Source organism: Cellulomonas sp. McL0617 (assembly GCF_049994875.1).
Lineage (GTDB): Bacteria > Actinomycetota > Actinomycetes > Actinomycetales > Cellulomonadaceae > Cellulomonas.
Window position 1 is genome coordinate 1,668,744 of record NZ_CP188256.1, and the last position, 17,513, is coordinate 1,686,256.

15 protein-coding genes are annotated in these 17,513 nt (G+C 73.1%); 12 read left to right on the top strand and 3 right to left on the bottom strand.

Annotated elements, in window-relative coordinates:
* Nucleotides 1-1,827: 1,827 nt before the first annotated feature.
* From ACPPVS_RS07545 to ACPPVS_RS07600, 12 genes are all read left to right on the top strand, one after another.
* Complete coding sequence (locus tag ACPPVS_RS07545; protein WP_426595409.1) at nucleotides 1,828-2,670, top strand: hypothetical protein; 843 nt, start codon at nucleotides 1,828-1,830, stop codon at nucleotides 2,668-2,670.
* The gene (locus ACPPVS_RS07550; protein WP_426595410.1) at nucleotides 2,667-3,701 is read left to right on the top strand and encodes an HAD-IIA family hydrolase; all 1,035 of its coding nucleotides are present in this window, start codon (nucleotides 2,667-2,669) and stop codon (nucleotides 3,699-3,701) included. The genes ACPPVS_RS07545 and ACPPVS_RS07550 overlap by 4 nt, the downstream gene beginning before the upstream one ends.
* A gap of 94 nt (nucleotides 3,702-3,795) precedes the next feature.
* Nucleotides 3,796-3,960: a hypothetical protein gene (locus ACPPVS_RS07555; protein ID WP_426595411.1), complete on the top strand. Its 165-nt coding sequence runs from the start codon at nucleotides 3,796-3,798 to the stop codon at nucleotides 3,958-3,960.
* A gap of 3 nt (nucleotides 3,961-3,963) precedes the next feature.
* Nucleotides 3,964-4,767: a TlyA family RNA methyltransferase gene (locus ACPPVS_RS07560; protein ID WP_426595412.1), complete on the top strand. Its 804-nt coding sequence runs from the start codon at nucleotides 3,964-3,966 to the stop codon at nucleotides 4,765-4,767.
* Complete coding sequence (locus ACPPVS_RS07565) at nucleotides 4,764-5,651, top strand: NAD kinase (RefSeq protein ID WP_426595413.1); 888 nt, start codon at nucleotides 4,764-4,766, stop codon at nucleotides 5,649-5,651. The genes ACPPVS_RS07560 and ACPPVS_RS07565 overlap by 4 nt, the downstream gene beginning before the upstream one ends.
* On the top strand, nucleotides 5,648-7,372 hold the full coding sequence (gene recN / locus ACPPVS_RS07570; protein WP_426595414.1) for a DNA repair protein RecN: 1,725 nt from the start codon (nucleotides 5,648-5,650) through the stop codon (nucleotides 7,370-7,372). Before ACPPVS_RS07565 ends, recN begins: the two co-directional genes overlap by 4 nt.
* A 6-nt stretch (nucleotides 7,373-7,378) precedes the next feature.
* Nucleotides 7,379-8,563 (top strand): putative cytokinetic ring protein SteA, encoded by a 1,185-nt coding sequence (gene steA, locus ACPPVS_RS07575; RefSeq protein WP_426595415.1) that lies wholly within the window; start codon nucleotides 7,379-7,381, stop codon nucleotides 8,561-8,563.
* 84 nt (nucleotides 8,564-8,647) lie between these two features.
* A complete protein-coding gene (locus tag ACPPVS_RS07580; protein ID WP_426595416.1) occupies nucleotides 8,648-9,679 on the top strand; it encodes a copper transporter in 1,032 nt (343 codons plus the stop codon).
* A complete protein-coding gene (locus tag ACPPVS_RS07585; protein WP_426595417.1) occupies nucleotides 9,676-10,536 on the top strand; it encodes a hypothetical protein in 861 nt (286 codons plus the stop codon). The genes ACPPVS_RS07580 and ACPPVS_RS07585 overlap by 4 nt, the downstream gene beginning before the upstream one ends.
* On the top strand, nucleotides 10,533-12,206 hold the full coding sequence (gene murJ, locus ACPPVS_RS07590; RefSeq protein ID WP_426595418.1) for a murein biosynthesis integral membrane protein MurJ: 1,674 nt from the start codon (nucleotides 10,533-10,535) through the stop codon (nucleotides 12,204-12,206). Before ACPPVS_RS07585 ends, murJ begins: the two co-directional genes overlap by 4 nt.
* Nucleotides 12,207-12,293: 87 nt before the next feature.
* Nucleotides 12,294-13,964, top strand: a complete 1,671-nt coding sequence (locus ACPPVS_RS07595; protein ID WP_426595419.1) for a CTP synthase — start codon at nucleotides 12,294-12,296, stop codon at nucleotides 13,962-13,964.
* Nucleotides 13,964-14,578: an NUDIX domain-containing protein gene (locus tag ACPPVS_RS07600; protein WP_426595420.1), complete on the top strand. Its 615-nt coding sequence runs from the start codon at nucleotides 13,964-13,966 to the stop codon at nucleotides 14,576-14,578. The genes ACPPVS_RS07595 and ACPPVS_RS07600 overlap by 1 nt, the downstream gene beginning before the upstream one ends.
* A 55-nt stretch (nucleotides 14,579-14,633) precedes the next feature.
* Here the strand turns inward: ACPPVS_RS07600 and ACPPVS_RS07605 are convergent, their stop codons facing one another.
* Genes ACPPVS_RS07605 through ACPPVS_RS07615 form a run of 3 tightly spaced genes read right to left on the bottom strand, consistent with a single transcriptional unit; the run spans nucleotide 14,634 to nucleotide 17,453 of the window.
* A complete protein-coding gene (locus tag ACPPVS_RS07605) occupies nucleotides 14,634-15,437 on the bottom strand; it encodes an ABC transporter permease (RefSeq protein ID WP_426595421.1) in 804 nt (267 codons plus the stop codon).
* The gene (locus tag ACPPVS_RS07610) at nucleotides 15,434-16,432 is read right to left on the bottom strand and encodes an ATP-binding cassette domain-containing protein (protein WP_426595422.1); all 999 of its coding nucleotides are present in this window, start codon (nucleotides 16,430-16,432) and stop codon (nucleotides 15,434-15,436) included. Before ACPPVS_RS07610 ends, ACPPVS_RS07605 begins: the two co-directional genes overlap by 4 nt.
* A 46-nt stretch (nucleotides 16,433-16,478) precedes the next feature.
* Nucleotides 16,479-17,453 carry a COX15/CtaA family protein gene (locus ACPPVS_RS07615; protein WP_426595423.1) on the bottom strand — a complete coding sequence of 325 codons (975 nt, stop codon included), beginning with the start codon at nucleotides 17,451-17,453 and terminating at the stop codon, nucleotides 16,479-16,481.
* Nucleotides 17,454-17,513 lie beyond the last annotated feature (60 nt).

Consider the following 17,513-nt stretch of genomic DNA (forward strand, 5'->3'; position numbering starts at 1 on the left):
TATTTCCGCACATCTGCAACCGCCTCTGTGGTCGTCGACAATCGTCCGTCCTGGACGCCGTCGGGCGCCGACGACGCGGGATGAGACGATGGTGCGGTCGAACGCGACGAGGAGAGCACACAGATGAACAGCGATGACCGTGCCAAGGGCACATCCGGCGACCGTGGTCGGTCGGGTGGTGCCGAGGGCGGCCGATCCGGCTCCGGATCGAACCCGCAGCGCAGCTCGGGCGCCTCTCAGGGCCGTGGCGGCGCATCCGGCGGTGATCGCGGTCGATCGGGTGGTTCCTCGTACGGCGGCTCTCGTGGCGGCTCCTCGGGCGGTCGTCCGCCGGCTGGTCGCGACGACCGTGGTGGACGCCCGGCAGCCGATCGTGGCGGCCGGCCCTCCTACGGATCGGGGGGCGGCGAGCGCTCGTCGGGTGGTTCGTACGGACGTCCGGCGTACGGCACCGGCTCCTCGTCCGGTCGGGGCGAGCGCCCCGCGTACGGCGGTTCGCGCGGCGACGACCGAGCTGGTCGTCCGGCATCCGGCGGCCGTGACGGGCGTCCGCCGTACAGCGGCGCCTCTCGTGGTGACCGCCCGGCGTACTCGGGTCGCACCGATCGACCCCCGTTCGCCGACCGGTCCCGCGGGGAGCAGTCCGGTTCCTACGGTGACCGGCCGCGTTCCGGCGCGCCCACGTCCGGTGGAGACCGTTCCGGTCAGCGCCCGGCGTACGGCGACCGTGGTCGAGACAACCGCTCGGGGTCGGGCGACCGCCCCCAGGGCGACCGTTCGACCTACGGCGACCGTCAGCGCAGCGATCGGCCCTCCTACGGCGCCCCGCGTGGCGCGGCCCCTTCGTCCGGCGACCGTTCGCGCAACGATCGTTCGTCGACGGGTGGGCGTCCGCCCTACGGTGACCGCCCGCGTTCGGACCGTCCCGCGTCCGGTGGTCGGCCCGCCTACGGTGACCGTCAGGACCGTTCCTCGTCCGGTGGCTCGTACGGCGACCGCCCGCGTTCGGACCGTCCCGCGTCCGGTGGTCGGCCCGCCTACGGTGACCGTCAGGACCGTTCCTCGTCCGGTGGCTCGTACGGCGACCGCCCGCGGTCGGACCGTCCCGCGTCCGGTGGTCGGCCCGCCTACGGTGACCGTCAGGACCGTTCCTCGTCCGGTGGCTCGTACGGCGACCGCCCGCGGTCGGACCGTCCCGCGTCCGGAGGACGGCCTGCCTACGGCGAGCGGCCCTCGTTCGGGGCCGCCGGTGCGAGCGACCGCGGAACCTATGGCGACAGGTCGGGTTCGGCAGCACGTCGCCAGCCGGTCGACCGTCCGCGCACGGACCGGCCTCCCTTCGAGCGTGGTGATCGCCCGGCGTACAACGACCGGAACGATCGTTCGTCGAGCGACCGTCCGCGTACCGAGCGTCCGGCGTACGGCGACCGGAACGATCGTTCGTCGAGCGACCGTCCGCGTTCCGAGCGTCCGGCGTACAACGACCGGAACGATCGTTCGTCGAGCGACCGTCCGCGTACCGAACGCCCGGCGTACGGCGACCGGAACGATCGGTCGTCCAGCGACCGTCCCCGCACGGCGTCTGGCGACCGTCCGCGCGGCACGTCCGGCGATCGTCCGAGGTCGGACCGCCCGTCGGCGCCGCGCGGCGACCGTCCGGCGACGAACGACCGTCGGCCCCCGTCGGGCGACCGGAGCCGGGCGCCGTACGGTGCCACGGCGGGTGCCGGTGCGCGCGGCGGCGAGGACCGACGCGACGACGACAAGCGGCTGACGCGGCCTCCGCAGGACCAGCGCGTCGAGGCGCCGGAGATACCGGACGACGTCGTGTTCTCGGACCTCGACAAGTCGGTGCGTGGTCGGCTCCGGACGCTGAGCAAGGACAACGCGGACGGCGTCGGTCGGCACCTGGTCATGGTCGGGCGGCTGCTCGACACCGAGCCGGAGCTCGCCTACGAGCACGCCCAGGCCGCGGTGCGCCGGGCCGGACGGGTCGACGTCGTGCGCGAGGCGGCCGGTCTGGCCGCCTACCGGACCGAGAGGTACGCGGAGGCTCTGCGCGAGCTGCGCACGGTGCGGCGGCTGAACGGCTCGTCGGAGCACCTTGCGATCATGGCGGACTGTGAGCGCGGGCTCGGCCGTCCTGAGCGGGCGCTGGCGCTCGCGCAGGAGCCCGAGGCCGAGACGCTGGACGCCGAGGCGACGATCGAGCTGGCGATGGTGGTCAGCGGTGCGCGGCTCGACCTCGGCCAGCCCGAGGCAGCCGTGGCGGCCCTGTCGACCGACGCGGTGCGCGCCGGCACGGGGGTCGTCGCGATCCGGGTGGCGCAGGCGCGGGCTACCGCGCTCGAGGCTGCCGGGATGACCGATGCGGCCGCGGCCGAGCTCGCGCCGTACACGCAGGAGCAGCTCGACGAGGCCGCCGGCGACGTCGAGCCCGACGAGGAGTTCGTCGCGTTCGACCTGAGCGAGTTCGACGACGAGGGCGAGTACGAGGACTACCCGGTCGAGGCCTCCGGCGACGCCGGCACGTCCGAGCGAGCGGAGGCCGAGCTGGCCGACGAGGGCGACGCGTCCCTGGACGACGAGGACGACGACGACGAGGACGACGCGCTCGCCGAGGCCGAGGCGCTCCTGGCTGCCGACGACGAGGGCGAGGGCGATCGGTGACAGACGCGGCAACGCTGATCGGGTCGGCGACGCCGCTCGCGGACCGGTTCGACCTGGCGCTCGTCGACCTCGACGGTGTGGCCTACAAGGGCCACGAGCCGATCGACGGCGCTGCGCAGGGCTTGTCGAGCGCGCGTGAGCGGGGGATGCGGCTGGTCTTCGTCACCAACAACGCCTCGCGCGAGCCGGAGTCGGTGGCCGACCAGCTGACCGGGCTGGGGATCGCGACGCAGCCGGGTGAGGTGATGACCGCCGCACAGGCGGCCGCCCAGCTCCTGACCACACGGCTGCCCGCGGGCCAGAAGGTGCTGGTGGTCGGCGGTGCCGGCCTGGTCACCGCGGTCCGCGCCGCCGGGTACCAGGTGGTGTTCTCGGCCGACGACGAACCGGCTGCGGTGGCCCAGGGCTTCGCGCCCGAGGTCGGGTGGCCGCAGCTGGCCGAGGCCGCCTACGCGGTCGAGCGCGGCGCCTGGCACGTGGCCTCGAACCTGGACCTGAGCCTGCCGACCGCCCGCGGGTTCGCCCCGGGGAACGGCTCCCTGGTGGGCGCCGTGCGGGCCGCGACCGGTGTCACGCCGGACAGCGCCGGCAAGCCGTCACCGACCATGTACCGCATGGCCGTCGAGCGGGCCGGTGCGCGCGAGACGCTGGTCGTCGGTGACCGTCTCGACACCGACCTGGCCGGTGCGCGTGCGGGCGGCTTCATCGGCCTGCACGTCCTGACCGGTGTGAACTCGGCTCGCGACGACGTGCTGGCCGTACCGGGCGAGCGACCTCACCTGATCGGTGCCGACCTGCTCTCGCTGCTCGTCGCACACCCGGAGCCCGTCCGGGCCGACGACGGCTGGTGGACCTGTCGTGAGGCGTCCGCGCGGATCGTCGACGGCGCCCTCGAGCTCGGTCGGTACGAGCCGTCGAGCACCGAGGACCGGGTGGACGTCGCGCGCGCGGCCTGCGCGGCCGCCTGGGCCGCGGCGGACGCCGGCGTCGACATCGACGCGACCACAGTGCCCGAGCTGGCGACGACCTGACGGACGTGCGTGCGCCGCGCAGGCGTCGTCGGACATCCCAGGTAGCGTGGGCGCGTCCCGGCACCGACCGGACCCACCACACCGAGGAGCGGCAGTGAGCGAGAGCGACGACGGCTACGGCACGACGGCGGACGCCGCTGTCGACGAGGCCCTCTCGCGGCTCGACGGGCTCGAGGACCAGCCGCTGCGCGCGCACGTCGCCGTGTTCGAGGCCGTGCACGGCGCGCTGCAGGACCGGCTCGCCGACGCCGAGGGCTGACCCTTGGCCACCCGCCTCGACACCGAGCTCGTCCGCCGCGGGCTGGCTCGGTCGCGCAAGCAGGCGGGCGACCTGATCGCGGCGGGACGAGTCGCCGTCGACGGCACGCCCGTGGCTCGCAGCGCGACGCCGGTGACGGACGATCGCACGGTCACGGTGGAGCCCGACGAGCACGACCCGGGGTATGCGTCGCGGGCGGGCCATAAGCTCGCGGGCGCCCTCGACGCGATCCCCGCGGTCGACGTGCGCGGCCGACGGTGCCTCGACGCGGGCGCCAGCACGGGTGGGTTCACGGACGTGCTCCTGCGGCGCGGTGCGCAGCACGTCGTCGCCGTCGACGTCGGCCACGACCAGATCGTCGACACCCTGCGTGCCGACGAACGGGTGGACGTCCGGGAGGGTGTGAACGTGCGGACGTTCGCGCGCGGCGACATCGACCCGCCGCCGTCGCTCGTCGTCGCCGACCTGTCGTTCATCTCGTTGACGCTCGTGCTCCCGGCGCTCGTGGACGTGGCCGCGCCGGACGCCGACCAGCTGCTCATGGTCAAGCCTCAGTTCGAGGTGGGTCGGGAGCGGTTGGGGTCGGGTGGTGTCGTCCGTCTGCCGTCGTTGTGGGTCGACGCCGTCGTCGGTGTCGCGACCGCGGCCGCCGGGCTCGGTCTGGGCCTCCGGGAGGTCGTGCGCAGCCCCCTGCCGGGCCCGAGCGGCAACGTCGAGTTCTTCGTGTGGCTCCGGCGGGACGAGGCGGCCCCCACGGTGGACGTCACGCGCGTCCGCGCCGCGGTGCTGTCGGAGGGGGAGCGATGAGCCGTCGGGCGCTGGTGGTGACGCACGGGGGGCGTGAGGAGGCCGTCTCGGCCACCCGGGACGCCGTCGCCGCGCTCGAGCGTGCCGGCGTCGAGCCCGTGCTGGCCGCCGAGGACGCCGTGGCCGCCGACCTCCCGTCGTTCGAGCTGGCCATCGTGCTCGGCGGCGACGGGACGATCCTGCGTGCGGCCGAGCTCACCCGTGGGACGTCGGTGCCGTTGCTCGGGGTCAACCTCGGGCACGTCGGATTCCTGGCCGAGAGCGAGCGCGACGACATCGGTGAGGCCGTCGGGCGGCTCACCTCCGGCGACTTCGACGTCGAGGAGCGCGGCACGCTGGACGTCCGGGTGCTGGCGAGCGACGGCTCGGTCAGCACGGGCTGGGCCTTGAACGAGGCCGCGCTGGAGAAGGCCGACCGCTCGCGCATGCTCGAGGTGCTGGTCGAGGTCGACGGGCACCCCTTGTCGTCGTTCGGCTGCGACGGAGTCGTGGCAGCGACCGCGACCGGGTCGACGGCGCACGCGTTCTCCGCGGGCGGCCCGGTCGTCTGGCCGGACGTGGACGGGATGATCCTGGTGCCGGTCGCGGCGCACGCGCTGTTCGCGCGGCCGCTGGTCGTCGGGCCGCGCAGCATGCTCGCGATCGAGCTGCTCGAGCGGTCGCCGGCGGCCGGCCTGCTGACCATGGACGGGCGACGCAGGCTCGAGGTGCCGGTCGGCTCGCGCGTCGAGGTCACCCGCAGCGACGTCCCGGTCCGCCTCGCGCGGCTGACACCGGCGCCGTTCACCACACGCCTGGTGAACAAGTTCGCGCTGCCCGTCGACGGCTGGCGCGGTCGGCCGAACGGACGGCGGCCGCGACACAGCGACGAGGTGACCGGGTGATCGAGGAGATCCGGATCGACAACCTCGGCGTCATCGGCCGTGCCCACCTCGAGCTCGGGCCCGGGCTCACCGTCATCACGGGGGAGACGGGGGCCGGCAAGACGATGGTGCTGACCGCGCTGGGCCTGCTGCTCGGCGGGAAGGCCGACTCGGCGACCGTGCGCACCGGTGCCTCGTCGGCCGCGGTCGAGGGCCGCGTGACGCTCGAGGCGGGCTCCGCCGGGCTGAGCCGTGCCGCCGAGGCGGGCGCCGAGCTCGACGACGACGGCAGCCTGGTGCTGCTGCGGACCGTCGGGGCGGGGGCCGCGGGCCGCTCGCGAGCGTTCCTCGGCGGTCGGTCGGTGCCGCAGACGGTCCTGGCCGAGCTCGCCGACGAGCTGGTCACCGTCCACGGCCAGGCCGACCAGGCACGGTTGCGGTCACCGGCGCACCAGCGGGAGGCGCTCGACGCGTTCGTCGGCACCGACCACCGAGACGTCCTGGACCGCTACCGCGCGGCCTGGACGGAGCGGGCCCGGGTCGAGCTGGAGCTGGCCGAGCTGGTGGACCGAGCGCGGGACCGTCTGCGCGAGGCGGAGCTGCTGCGCCTTGGCCTCGCGGAGGTCGAGCGCGTGGACCCGCAGGCGGGTGAGGACGTCGCCCTGGCCGAGGAGGTCGAGCGGCTGGCGCACGCGGAGGACCTGCGCGCGGCCGCGAGCGGGGCCCACACGGCGCTGGTCGGCGGAGACGTCGACGACGCAGCCTCGGCGGTCGCGACGATCGACCAGGCGCGCCGCCTGCTCGAGCACGAGGGTGCGCACGACCCTGCGCTGGCTGCCCTGGCGACGCGGATCGCCGAGGCCGGCTACCTGCTCGCCGACGTGGCGACCGACCTCGCCGGCTACCTCGAGGACCTGCAGGCGGACCCGTTGCGTCTCGACGCCGCACAGCGCCGCCGCGCCGATCTGGGTGCGCTGACCCGGACGTACGGGTCGACGGTCGACGAGGTGCTGGCCTGGGCCGACACCGCCGGTCGCAGGCTGCTGGATCTCGACGGCGGGGACCAGCGGATCGACGCGCTGCGGGCCCGGCTGGCGACCTTGGACGCGGAGGCCACCACGCTGGCCGCCGGCATCTCGGGCGCTCGGCGCTCCGGGGCGACGACGCTGGCCGCGGTCGTCACGACGGAGCTCACGGGCCTGGCGATGGGCGGCGCGGAGCTGCAGATCGCCGTCGAGCCCCTCGAGGAACGCGGTCCGCACGGCGCCGACCGGATCGAGATGCTGCTCGTTCCGCACGCCGGCGCACCTGCCCGGCCGCTCGGCAAGGGCGCGTCCGGCGGCGAGCTGTCCCGCGTCATGCTGGCCATCGAGGTCGCGCTGGCGACCGCACCCGGTTCGGGTGCCACGACTCCGGGAACCTTCGTCTTCGACGAGGTCGACGCGGGCGTCGGCGGCCGGGCCGCGATCGAGGTGGGACGACGGCTCGCCGAGCTCGCGCAGGGCACCCAGGTGCTCGTCGTGACCCACCTGGCGCAGGTCGCCGCCTTCGCCGACCGGCATCTCGTGGTCACCAAGTCGACCGCGGACGGGGTCGACGTGGTCACCGAGTCGGACGTGCGCTTCGTCACGAATGAGGACCGCGTCCGCGAGCTCGCCCGCATGCTCTCCGGTCAGGAGGACTCGGACGCCGCGCGGACGCATGCCGCAGAGCTTCTCGAGCTCTCGTCCGTGGGACGATGAGCGACGATGAGAGCATCCCTGCGCAAACGCACCACTGTGCCCGAACCCGGCGCCGTCGCCGGCCCGGCGCGGGTCGACCCGCGGACCAAGGGCCTCACCAAGCGACTTCGCCCTGGTGACATCGCGGTCATCGACCACCTCGACCTCGACCGTGTGTCGGCCGAGGCGCTGGTCGCGTGCCAGCCCGCCGCGGTCCTGAACGCCGCTCGCTCGACCTCGGGGCGCTACCCGAACCTCGGCCCGGAGATCCTGGTCGGCGCGGGCATCCCGCTGGTCGACGACCTGGGTGCCGACGTCATGTCGCTCACGGAGGGCCACCAGCTCCGGGTGGTTGACGGCTCGGTCTACGAGGGCGACACGCTCGTGGCCGAGGGCGTCACGCAGACGGCGGAGACCGTCGCGACCTCGATGGAGGAGGCGCGCGCGGGGCTCTCCGTCCAGCTGGAGTCGTTCGCGGCCAACACGATGGACTACCTGCGACGCGAGCGCGACCTGCTGCTCGACGGCGTGGGCGTCCCGGACATCCGGACGGTCATCGACGGCCGGCAGGTGCTGATCGTCGTGCGCGGCTACCACTACAAGGAAGACCTCGTCACGCTTCGCCCCTACATCCGTGAGTACCGTCCGGTGCTCATCGGGGTGGACGGGGGAGCCGACGCGATCCTGGACGCCGGCTGGCGACCCGACATGATCGTCGGCGACATGGACTCGGTCTCCGACCGTGCCCTGACGTGCGGCGCCGAGGTGATCGTCCACGCGTACCGCGACGGCCGAGCGCCCGGTCTGGCGCGCGTCGAGCAGCTCGACGTCCCGCACGTCGTCTTCCCCGCCACCGGCACCAGCGAGGACGTCGCGATGCTGCTCGCCGACGACAAGGGTGCCGAGCTCATCGTCGCCGTCGGCACGCACGCCACCCTCGTCGAGTTCCTGGACAAGGGTCGATCGGGGATGGCCAGCACCTTCCTCACGCGGCTGCGGGTGGGCAGCAAGCTCGTCGACGCCAAGGGCGTGTCGCGGCTCTACCGGAACCGGATCTCCAACGTCCAGCTCACCCTGCTCGTGCTCGCCGGCCTGCTGGCGCTCGGCGTCGCGCTGGCCTCGACCGCGGCAGGCCAGACGATGATCGGCCTCCTCGGCGCCCGCGTCGACGACATGACGTCGTGGGTCCGCGGTCTGTTCGACGGCGTGTGACATGAGCGCGACCATCGACGACCACCTTCCCCTGCACCTGATTCCGGCCACCGCCGGGGCCGTACCCGACGGAGACTGCGCACGATGATCGACTTCCGCTACCACGTCGTCTCGCTGATCTCGGTGTTCCTCGCGCTCGCGGTGGGAATCGCGCTCGGCGCCGGCCCGCTCAAGGAGACCATCGGCGACACGCTGACCGGCCAGGTCGAGCAGCTCCGTCAGGAGAAGGACGCGTTGCGCACCGAGCTCGACGGCACCGCCGGGGACCTGAAGGACTCCGAGACGTACATCGACGCCGCCGGTCCGCAGCTTCTCGACGGTGCCCTGACGGGCCGCCGGGTTGCCGTCATCGCCTTGGGCAAGGTGCCGGACAAGACCCAGACCGCGCTGGACCAGCGCCTCGACCAGTCCGGTGCCACGGTCACCGCGCACGTCACGCTGACGGACATGTGGACCGATCCCGACGTCCGCACGTTCCGGCAGGCTCTGGTCGGCCAGCTCACGCCGTACCTCGACCCTGCCCCTCCCGCGGACGCGGCCGTCGAGGCGGACCTCGCGTCCGCCCTGGTGCAGGCGCTCGTGACGGCCGACCCGGCCAACCCCGACGCGCTGTCCAACGACGCGTCGACGCTGCTCGACGCCCTGTCGTCGTCGGACAACAAGGACAACCCGCTGGTCACGGTCTCCGATCCGGTGACCATGCCGGCCGACGCGGTCGTCGTCGTCGCGGTCCCCGTCGAGCCGGTCGCCAGCGGCGCGACCCCGCCCCCGGCGCCGTCGGCGGACGTCGTCGCGGCGCAGGTCGCGGTCGTCAGCGCGGCGCAGAAGCTGTCCACCGGCGCGGTGCTGGCCGACGGTCAGCGGGGCAAGGGCACGTTGACCGACGCGATCCTCGCGGACGGCGACCTGGCCGCGGCGCTCACCACCGTGTCCGGGACCGATCTGGTGACGGGGCAGATCAACGTGCCGCTCGCACTGGCCAACCGGATCGGCGGGGTGAACGGCCACTACGGGTTCGGCGACGGCGAGACGCCGCTGCCGCCGGCCGTGCAGCTGCCGGCGGTCAGCCGGACCGCGGCGGTCCCGCAGGACGCGGGCGTCGGGGCGGCCCCGTGACCGGGTTGGCTCGCAGGGCCGTCGCCGGGATCGTGGCCGGGGTGGTCACGTCGGTGGTGCGTGGCGTCTTCGACGGGCAGGCGCCCGGCGGGCAGGACCGGTGGACGCGGACGAACCACCGCGGCGAACCCGTGAGCCTGTTGGAAGGACCGTCCGTCGCCGCTGGGCTGCTGGCCGGTGGGCTCGTCGGTGCGAGCTCGGCCCGCTCCGCCGCGGCGCTGACCGTCGCGACGGCCGCGGGTGCGGCATTCGGCCTGGCCGACGACCTCGGCGAGGACCAGGCCGACCGGCGCAAGGGTCTGCGCGGGCACCTCGGTGCCCTCGCGCACGGACAGGTCACCACGGGCGGGCTCAAGGTGCTCGGCATCGGCGCCGGCGCCCTGGTGGCCGCGGCGCTCGCCACGCCGGTCCGGGGACGCCGGCCGATCGGCTGGCTCGCCGACGTCGGGACCTCGGGCGCGCTGATCGCGTCGAGCGCGAACCTCCTCAACCTCCTCGACCTGCGTCCCGGTCGCGCCCTGAAGGCGGCCGGCGTCGCCGCGGCCCCCCTCGCCTTCGGCCCCGGTGCCGGTGCCGGAGCAGCGGTGGCCGTGCTGGGTGCCACGGGATCGGCGATCGACCAGGACCTTGCCGAGGCCGACATGCTCGGCGACGGCGGTGCGAACGCGATCGGGGCGACGCTCGGGACGTCCCTCGTGCTGTCGGCGCCCCGGCCGGTCCGGCTCGTCGTGCTCGCGGCCGTCGTCGGGCTCACGGTCGCGAGCGAGAAGGTCAGCTTCACCCAGGTCATCGAGCGGACACCGGTGCTGCGTGACGTCGACCGCTGGGGCCGACGACCCGTGCACACGCAGGCGTGAGTCCCGCCGGGCGACGCGGGCTCGCCGGGCTCGGCGGCGCCGCGGCCATGATCGCCGCGGTCACCGTCCTGAGCCGTGTGCTGGGCTTCGGCCGATACCTCGTCCAGGCCCACGCGTTCCACGACGGCAGCATCGGCGGCGTCTACAACGCCGCGAACACCCTGCCCAACGTCCTCTTCGAGGTCGCGGCGGGCGGCGCCCTCGCGGGTGCGCTCGTCCCGCTGCTCGCCCTGCCCGTCTCGCGCTCGTTGCGCAAGGACGTCGACGCGATCACGTCGGCGACGTTCGGCTGGACGTTGCTGGTCCTCGTACCGCTCGGTGTGGCGCTCGCCGCGGCGAGCGGGTTCATCGCCTCGGTGTGGCCGGGAGACCTGGGCGACTCCCAGAGGTCGCTGCTGCAGTACTTCATCGCGGTGTTCGCGGTGCAGGTGCCGATGTACGGGGTGGCCGTGCTGCTCTATGCCGTGCTGCAGGCCCACAAGAGGTTCTTCTGGCCGGCGTTCGCGCCCGTGCTCTCGTCGCTCGTCGTCATCGCCACGTATCTCGTCTACGCGTCCCTCGCCGACGGCCAGCTGGACAACCCGGACGCCGTACCGCGGGGCGCGCTGGCGGTGCTCGGCTGGGGGACGACCCTCGGCGTCGCCGCGATGTGCTTCCCGATGTTCATCCCGGTGCACCGGCTCGGCGTCCGGATCCGACCGACGCTGAAGTTCCCCACCGGCATCGGTCGCCGGCTCGCCGTCCTGGCCTTCGCGGGCGTGGGCTCGCTCGTCGCGCAGCAGCTCTCGGTGCTCGTCGGGCTTGCTGTGTCGAGCGATCGCGGCAACATCGGCACCTGGTCGGTGTACCTCTGGTCGCAGCAGGTCTACCTGCTGCCCTACGCGGTGCTCGTCGTGCCCTTGGCCACGTCGACGTTCCCGCGGCTGTCTGCCCGCGCCGCGGCCGGCGAGCGTGACGCCTTTGCGCGGATGGCCTCGGGGACGACGCGAGCCGTGCTCATGGCCGCCGCCCTGGGCGCCGCCGCCGTCGTGGCCGCCGCGCCCGCCGTGACCGACATCTTCGTCGGCATCTCCGGGGGCGGCGCGGGCATGCGCGCGATGACCGCGACGATCACCTGGCTCATGCCCGGGCTGCTCGGGTTCGCGCTCATGTTCCACGCGTCGCGTGCGCTGTACGCGCAGGAGCGTGGACGCTCGGCGATCGCCGCGAACGTGGCTGGGTGGGGAACCGTCGCGGTCGCGACGCCGGTCCTCGCTGGCGTCTACGTGCCGAGCGGTAGCGACCCGGAGGGCACGCTGCTCGCGCTCGCGCAGGCGAGCTCGCTCGGCATGTTCGTCGGTGGTGCCGTGGCCGTGGTCCTGCTGCGTCGCGCGGCCGGTCGAGCAGCGATCGCCGGACTCGCGCGGTCCGCGGCGGTCCTCGTCCTCGGGGCCGCTCTCGGCGCGGTGGTTGGACGGTGGTTGGTCGACTCGGTCGCCGACCTCGTCGGGCACGGCGTTCTCACGGCCATCGGCGCGGCAGCAGGCGGTGCCATCCTGGCAGCGGTCGTCGTCGCCGCTGGAGTGCTGATCGGAGACCGGGGGACGCTGAGCGACTTCCGCACGCTCGAGTCCGCGCCGCGGTCCGACCGCGTCACCGATCCCGCCAACCCGAACGCGCCACTGGCCTGAGTCCCGGCGCACGTGACGACGGACGTGTCCTGACTCACCAGGCGCGCCCCTCGGGGTTCGCCCGTAGGTCGGGTAGGCTGGAATCCCGTGACAGAGCGCGCGCATCGACTCTCCGGGCGGTCGGAATCCACGACCCGGCACATCTTCGTCACCGGAGGTGTTGCCTCCTCCCTCGGTAAGGGTCTGACGGCCAGCAGCCTCGGTCGACTCCTCCGCTCCCGTGGCCTCAAGGTCACGATGCAAAAGCTGGATCCGTACCTCAACGTCGATCCCGGCACCATGAACCCGTTCCAGCACGGCGAGGTCTTCGTCACCGAGGACGGCGCCGAGACGGACCTCGACGTGGGGCACTACGAGCGCTTCCTCGACGTGAACCTCGTGGGCTCGGCCAACGTGACCACCGGTGGCGTCTACTCGCAGGTGATCGCCAAGGAGCGTCGCGGCGAGTACCTCGGCGACACCGTTCAGGTCATCCCGCACATCACCGACGAGATCAAGTCCCGCATGCGGTCGCAGGCCGACGAGGACGTCGACGTGATCATCACCGAGATCGGCGGCACGGTCGGCGACATCGAGTCGCTGCCGTTCCTGGAGGCGGCCCGGCAGGTGCGCCACGACCTCGGTCGCGCGAACGTGTTCTTCCTGCACGTCTCCCTCGTGCCGTACATCGGTCCGTCGGGCGAGCTGAAGACGAAGCCGACGCAGCACTCGGTCGCCGCCCTGCGCAGCATCGGCATCCAGCCGGACGCGATCGTGCTGCGGGCCGACCGCGACGTGCCCGAGGCCACCAAGCGCAAGATCGCGCTCATGTGCGACGTCGACGTCGAGGGCGTCGTCACGGCCAAGGACGCGCCCAGCATCTACGACATCCCGCGGGTGCTGCACTCCGAGGGCCTGGACGCCTACGTGGTGCAGCGTCTGGCGCTGCCGTTCCGCGACGTCGAGTGGAAGGGCTGGGACGAGCTGCTGCGCCGCGTGCACGAGCCCGCCCACCGCGTCGAGGTCGCGCTCGTCGGCAAGTACATCGACCTGCCCGACGCCTACCTGTCCGTGACCGAGGCACTGCGGGCCGGCGGCTTCCACCACGACGCCAAGGTGGTCATCCGCTGGGTCAGGTCGGACGACTGCCAGACGCCTGAGGGCGCCCGGCTCGCGCTCGAGGGTGTCGACGCCGTCCTCGTCCCGGGTGGCTTCGGCGTCCGCGGGATCGAAGGCAAGCTCGGCGCACTGCGCTGGTCCCGCGAGAACCTGGTACCGACGCTCGGCATCTGCCTCGGCCTGCAGTGCATGGTCATCGAGTACTCCCGCACGGTCCTGGGCCTCGACGGCGCCTCGTCCTCGGAGTTCGACGACGACCCGGCGCACCCCGTGATCGCGACCATGGCGGAGCAGCGTGCCTTCGTCGGCGGCGCGGGCGACCTGGGAGGCACCATGCGGCTGGGCGCCTACGACGCGCTGCTGACGCCGGGGTCCGTGGTCGCCGACACCTACGGCGCGCACAAGGTGTCCGAGCGGCACCGTCACCGCTACGAGGTCAACAACTCCTACCGCGACAAGCTGGAGGAGGCCGGCCTCGTGATCTCGGGCGTCTCGCCCGACACGTCGCTGGTCGAGTTCGTCGAGCTGCCGCGGGACGTGCACCCGTACTACGTCGCGACGCAGGCGCACCCGGAGTTCAAGTCGCGCCCGACCCGTGCGCACCCGCTGTTCGCCGGGCTGGTCGGAGCCGCCCTGGCACTGCGCGGCGACGAGTCCTGATGCCCCTGCCGGGGGCACGGATCGAGGACCTCGAGGCGGCCAGGCCCGTCCTGGAGCACCGGCGCATCCACACCGGCAAGGTGTTCGACCTCGACGCCGACGTGGTGGACCTCGGGGACACCCAGGTCCTGCGGGAGTACGTCGCCCACCCCGGTGCGGTCGCCGTGATCGCCCTCGACGACGACGACCGTGTGCTGCTGCTCTCGCAGTACCGGCACCCGGTGCGTTCGGAGCTCTGGGAGCCGCCGGCGGGTCTGCGGGACGTGCCGGACGAGCTGCTGGTTGTTGCGGCGGCCCGCGAGCTCGCGGAGGAGGCCGACCTTCGGGCGGCGTCCTGGTGGCGGCTCGTCGACTTCTACACGACGCCGGGCGGATCGAACGAGCGCATCCGCGTGTTCCTGGCGCGGGACCTCTCGCCGGTGTCCGACTCCGAGCGCTACCTGCGCACGGACGAGGAGGCCGGGATGGTGCCGGCCTGGATCCCGCTCGACGAGGCCGTCGACGCAGCCCTGGGCGGGCGGTTGCACAGTCCGACGGCCGTGGTCGGGGTGCTGGCCGCCGCGGCCGCCCGTGCACGCGGGTGGTCGACGCTCGAACCGGTCGCCCTCGACTGACCCGACGCCGCCGCCCGTTCCTCACCAGGAGCGGGCGGCGGCGCCGTGCTCGGGATCAGCGGCTGGTCGAGACCCGGTACTGGGCGTTGGCCAGCGGTACGAACACCGCCAGGATGATGACGATCCAGATCGACGTGTAGAGCGCCGGGTTCTGCAGCGACCACTGCGTCGGCTCGGGCACGTTCGGCGGGATGTTGCCGAACAGCTGGCGGGCGGCCTGCGTGACGGTCGAGACGGGGTTCCAGGCGGCGAACGTCTGGAGCACCGGCGGCAGGGTGGCCAGCGGCACGAAGGTGTTGGCCACGAACGTCAGCGGGAAGATCACGATGAACGCGGCGTTGTTGACCACCTCGGGGCTCGGCACGAGCATGCCGATCCAGGCCATGATCCACGAGATCGCATAGGCGAAGCCGAGCAGCAGCGCGTACCCGCCGAGCGCGGACCAGACGCCGTCGTTGATCCGCCAGCCGACGAGCAGGCCGGTCAACGACATGACGACCAGCACGAGCACGTTGTTGATGACGTCCGAGACCGTGCGGCCCGCCAGCACCGCCGACGGTGCCATCGGCAGCGACCGGAACCGGTCGATGATGCCCTTCTTCACGTCGTCGGCGAGCCCGGCGCCCGTGATCGTCGCGCCGAAGATGACGGTCTGCGCGAAGATCCCCGCCATCAGGAACTCGCGGTACGCCTGACCGTTCCCTCCGCCGATCGCGCCGCCGAACACGAACGAGAACAGCAGGACGAACATGATCGGCTGGAGCGTGGTGAACACCAGCAGGTCCGGCACCCGCTTGATCTTGATGAGGTTGCGCTTGGCGACGACCGCCGCATCGGCGAAGACGTAGGGGATGCTCATGACCGGGCTCCTTCCGGGGCCTTCACGGCCTCGTCGTCGTCTGCGGTGGCGTGGCCGGTGAGCGCGAGGAAGACGTCGTCGAGCGTCGGCCGTCGCAGGCCCACGTCATCCAGGCCGATGCCGGCGCCGTCGAGCAGCCGGAGGGCCTCTGTCAGCACCTCGGCGCCGCCGGTGACGGGCATGACGAGCTGGCGACGACTCTCGTCGAGCACCGCCTTGCCGACGCCCCGGGGCTCGAGCAGGGTGGTCGCCTCACCGAGCCGGGTGCCGTCCTTGAGCGTCATCTCGAGCCGCTCGCCGCCCACCTGGCTCTTCAGCTGGTCCGACGTGCCCTGCGCGATGATCCGGCCGTGGTCGATGACGACGATCTCGTCGGCCAGCAGGTCGGCCTCTTCCAGGTACTGCGTGGTCAGCAGCAGGGTGGTCCCGCCGGCGACCAGCGACTGGATGACCTCCCACATGTCGGTGCGTCCGCGGGGGTCCAGGCCCGTGGTCGGCTCGTCGAGGAACAGCACCGGCGGGTCCGCCACCAGGGCGCCCGCGAGGTCGAGCCGGCGACGCATGCCGCCCGAGTAGGTCTTGCTGGGCCGGTCGCCCGCGTCCTCGAGCCGGAACGCTGCGAGCAGCTCGCGGGCTCGCTCGCGGGACTTCTTGCGACCGAGGTGGTAGAGCCGCCCGATCATGTCGAGGTTCTCGTACCCCGTCAGGTACTCGTCCACCGCCGCGTACTGGCCGGACAGACCGATGCGACGCCGGACGGCGCGGGGGTGGGCGATGACGTCGATGCCGGCCACCTCGGCGGAGCCGGAGTCGGGCTTCAGCAGGGTGCTGAGCACCCGGACGATGGTGGTCTTCCCGGCGCCGTTCGGTCCGAGCAGGCCGAGGACGGTCCCCTTCGGCACCGTGAGGTCGACGCCGGCCAGCGCGGTGACGCTGCCGTACGTCTTGACGAGTGCACGAGCGGTGATGGCTGGAGCGCTTGTCGCTGGGTCCATGTGCCGAGGCTATGAGGCACCTCTGACACGCGATACCCCATTGCTGCTATCCGTGCGCGGCGACGGCTTCCGCGGCTGCGGCGGCGGGCAGGGCTGCGGGGCCGCGGTCGCGGGTCGTCGCGACGAAGAAGGTGACCGCGGTGGTGAGCAGTGCCGCACCCAGCATGTGCAGGTTGACCAGCGCGATCGGCAACCCGGTGAACAGCTGGACGTAGCCGATGATCCCCTGTCCGAGCGTCACGCCGAGAAGCACGAGGCCGGCCCTCCACGGCCTTCCTCGAACCCCGGACCGGCGCAGCAGGACCAGGATCGCGACGAGCACCGCGACGAACGTCCAGACGGCACCGGCGTGCGCCTTGGCCATGAGCCAGGGGTCGACGTCGAAGCGGTAGCCCACGGTGTCGTCGCCCGAGTGGGGCCCCGCGCCGGTCACCACGACGCCGAGCGCGAGGACCACCGCCGTCAGGGCGACGAGCAGCCGGATCAGCAGGCGCACGGTGCGGTCGACGAGCGGCGCGGCGGGTCGGTCGCCCTCGCGCGTCCGGACCGCGAGCCAGGCCGAGAAGGCGACGAGGCCCATCGAGATGAGCAGGTGGCTGCCGACGATCGCGGGGTTGAGGTCGTAGATCACCGAGAGCCCGCCGATGACCGCCTGGATGAGCACGCCGATGACGGGGACGAGCCCGAGCGCCCGGTAGGACCACGGGCGGCGCGTCTCGGTGACGACGAGTGCCACGACCGCCAGGCCGATGACCACCAGCACGGGGGCCACCATCCGGTTGCCGAACTCCACGTAGGGGTGGAACGACGACTGCGCGTGCTCGACCGGCGTGAACTCGCCCGGCTCGCACTGGGGCCAGCTGGAGCAGCCGAGGCCGGAGGCGGTCAACCGCACGGCGCCGCCGGTGACGATGATGACGATCTGACCGACGAGGTTGGCCACCACCGCGGTCCACGCCCACCGGTCGCGGACCCGCTGGAACAGCGGCGGACGGGCGTCGACGGCGGTGGACGTGCTCACGCGACCAGCCTACGGTCCGGCCCACGGCGCCCAGCACCACGGCGACGCGAGACCGGTCAC

Coding starts and splice junctions, on each gene's coding strand:
- steA (WP_426595415.1), top strand. CDS start 7,379: ATGAGAGCATCCCTGCGCAAACGCACCACTGTGCCCGAACCCGGCGCC.
- ACPPVS_RS07580 (WP_426595416.1), top strand. CDS start 8,648: ATGATCGACTTCCGCTACCACGTCGTCTCGCTGATCTCGGTGTTCCTC.
- ACPPVS_RS07600 (WP_426595420.1), top strand. CDS start 13,964: ATGCCCCTGCCGGGGGCACGGATCGAGGACCTCGAGGCGGCCAGGCCC.
- ACPPVS_RS07610 (WP_426595422.1), bottom strand. CDS start 16,432: ATGGACCCAGCGACAAGCGCTCCAGCCATCACCGCTCGTGCACTCGTC.
- ACPPVS_RS07565 (WP_426595413.1), top strand. CDS start 4,764: ATGAGCCGTCGGGCGCTGGTGGTGACGCACGGGGGGCGTGAGGAGGCC.
- ACPPVS_RS07605 (WP_426595421.1), bottom strand. CDS start 15,437: ATGAGCATCCCCTACGTCTTCGCCGATGCGGCGGTCGTCGCCAAGCGC.